Annotated in this window: 1 rRNA gene; it reads right to left on the bottom strand. The window is 51.9% G+C overall.

The features are described from left to right. Positions 1 to 57: 57 nt before the first annotated feature. Positions 58 to 2943: ribosomal RNA gene (locus AJE_RS18975) — 23S ribosomal RNA — on the bottom strand. Between the last annotated feature and the right edge of the window lie 18 nt (positions 2944 to 2961).

The raw sequence follows: 2961 nt of genomic DNA, 5'->3' as shown, positions 1-2961 counted from the left end.
TTAGCAAGCTGATTGTATGCACACTGTATTCTTTCTTTAAAACATCTTGGGCGTTGTATGGTTAAGCCTCTCGGGCAATTAGTATGAGTTAGCTCAACGCCTCGCAGCGCTTCCACACCTCACCTATCAACGTTGTGGTCTCCAACGACCCTTTAGTACCCTCAGGGGGTAAGGGATAACTCATCTTGTGGCCGGCTTCCCGCTTAGATGCTTTCAGCGGTTATCCGTTCCGAACATAGCTACCGGGCAGTGCCATTGGCATGACAACCCGAACACCAGCGGTTCGTTCACTCCGGTCCTCTCGTACTAGGAGCAACTCCACTCAATTATCCAACGCCCACGGCAGATAGGGACCGAACTGTCTCACGACGTTCTAAACCCAGCTCGCGTACCACTTTAAATGGCGAACAGCCATACCCTTGGGACCGACTTCAGCCCCAGGATGTGATGAGCCGACATCGAGGTGCCAAACACCGCCGTCGATATGAACTCTTGGGCGGTATCAGCCTGTTATCCCCGGAGTACCTTTTATCCGTTGAGCGATGGCCCTTCCATACAGAACCACCGGATCACTATGACCTACTTTCGTACCTGCTCGACGTGTCTGTCTCGCAGTTAAGCTGGCTTCTACCATTACACTAACCGTACGATGTCCGACCGTACTTAGCCAACCTTCGTGCTCCTCCGTTACGCTTTAGGAGGAGACCGCCCCAGTCAAACTACCCACCAGACACTGTCCGCAATCCCGGTTCAGGGACCTACGTTAGAACATCAAACATACAAGGGTGGTATTTCAAGGACGGCTCCACCAGGACTAGCGTCCCAGCTTCAAAGCCTCCCACCTATCCTACACATGTAGGGTCAATGTTCAGTGCCAAGCTATAGTAAAGGTTCACGGGGTCTTTCCGTCTAGCCGCGGGTATACGGCATCTTCACCGCAATTTCAATTTCACTGAGTCTCGGCTGGAGACAGCCTGGCCATCATTACACCATTCGTGCAGGTCGGAACTTACCCGACAAGGAATTTCGCTACCTTAGGACCGTTATAGTTACGGCCGCCGTTTACCGGGGCTTCGATCAAGAGCTTCGCTTGCGCTAACCCCATCAATTAACCTTCCGGCACCGGGCAGGTGTCACACCCTATACGTCCACTTACGTGTTTGCAGAGTGCTGTGTTTTTAATAAACAGTTGCAGCCAGCTGGTCACTGCGACTCTCATATGCTTACAGCGCAAGGCCTTCACACACAAGAGCGTACCTTCTCCCGAAGTTACGGTACTATTTTGCCTAGTTCCTTCAGCCGAGTTCTCTCAAGCGCCTTGGTATGCTCTACCTGACCACCTGTGTCGGTTTAGGGTACGGTCACCAATACCTGAAGCTTAGAGGCTTTTCCTGGAAGCAGAGCGTCAGCAACTTCGTCACCGTAGTGACTCGTCTCGTGTCTCAGTCTTAGAGAAGCGGATTTACCTACCTCTCCAACCTACGCACTTTCACGCGGACTACCAACGCCGCGCTTGCCTAGCTTTCTCCGTCCCCCCATCGCAGTATTGGCCGGTACGGGAATATTAACCCGTTTCCCATCGACTACGCCTTTCAGCCTCGCCTTAGGGGCCGACTCACCCTACCCTGATTAGCATGGGATAGGAACCCTTGGTCTTTCGGCGGGGAAGTTTTTCACTCCCCTTATCGTTACTCATGTCAGCATTCGCACTTCTGATACCTCCAGCATGCCTCCCGGCACACCTTCGCAGGCTTACAGAACGCTCCTCTACCACTCATGCAATGCATGAATCCGCAGCTTCGGTGGATGATTTTAGCCCCGTTACATCTTCCGCGCAGGCCGACTCGACTAGTGAGCTATTACGCTTTCTTTAAAGGGTGGCTGCTTCTAAGCCAACCTCCTAGCTGTCTATGCCTTCCCACATCGTTTTCCACTTAATCATCACTTTGGGACCTTAGCTGGCGGTCTGGGTTGTTTCCCTTTTCACGACGGACGTTAGCACCCGCCGTGTGTCTCCCGAGTAGTACTCACCGGTATTCGGAGTTTGCATGGGGTTGGTAAGTCGGGATGACCCCCTAGCCCAAACAGTGCTCTACCCCCGGTGGTATTCGCTCGAGGCGCTACCTAAATAGCTTTCGAGGAGAACCAGATATCTCCGAGCTTGATTAGCCTTTCACTCCAAGCCACAAGTCATCCCCTACTTTTTCAACAGTAGTGGGTTCGGTCCTCCAATTAGTGTTACCCAATCTTCAACCTGCTCATGGCTAGATCGCCCGGTTTCGGGTCTACACCCTGCAACTAGTTCGCCCAGTTAAGACTCGGTTTCCCTACGGCTCCCCTATTCGGTTAACCTCGCTACAGAATGTAAGTCGCTGACCCATTATACAAAAGGTACGCAGTCACCCAACAAAGTGGGCTCCCACTGCTTGTACGTACACGGTTTCAGGTTCTATTTCACTCCTCTTACAGAGGTTCTTTTCGCCTTTCCCTCACGGTACTGGTTCACTATCGGTCAGTCAGGAGTATTTAGCCTTGGAGGATGGTCCCCCCATCTTCAAACAGGATACCACGTGTCCCGTCCTACTCGTTTTCACTATAAAGGTGTTGTCGTGTACGGGGCTATCACCCTGTATCGCTCAGCTTTCCAGATGATTCCACTAACACCAATCTAGCTTAAGGGCTAGTCCGCGTTCGCTCGCCGCTACTAACGGAATCTCGGTTGATTTCTTTTCCTCGGGGTACTTAGATGTTTCAGTTCTCCCGGTTTGCCTCCTTAACCTATGTATTCAGTTAAGGATAGTGAGTAAACTCACTGGGTTTCCCCATTCGGATATCTACGGTTCAGCGCCTCTTACCGGCTCCCCATAGCTTTTCGCAGGTTAGTACGTCCTTCATCGCCTCTGACTGCCAAGGCATCCACCGTGTACGCTTAGTCACTTAACCATACAACCCCAAAATGTC

The sequence above is a fragment of the Alishewanella jeotgali KCTC 22429 genome, from assembly GCF_000245735.1.
Taxonomy (GTDB): domain Bacteria; phylum Pseudomonadota; class Gammaproteobacteria; order Enterobacterales; family Alteromonadaceae; genus Alishewanella; species Alishewanella jeotgali.
The sequence above is the reverse complement of the archived record's forward strand: the minus strand, read 5'-3'. Positions and strand labels throughout refer to the sequence as shown.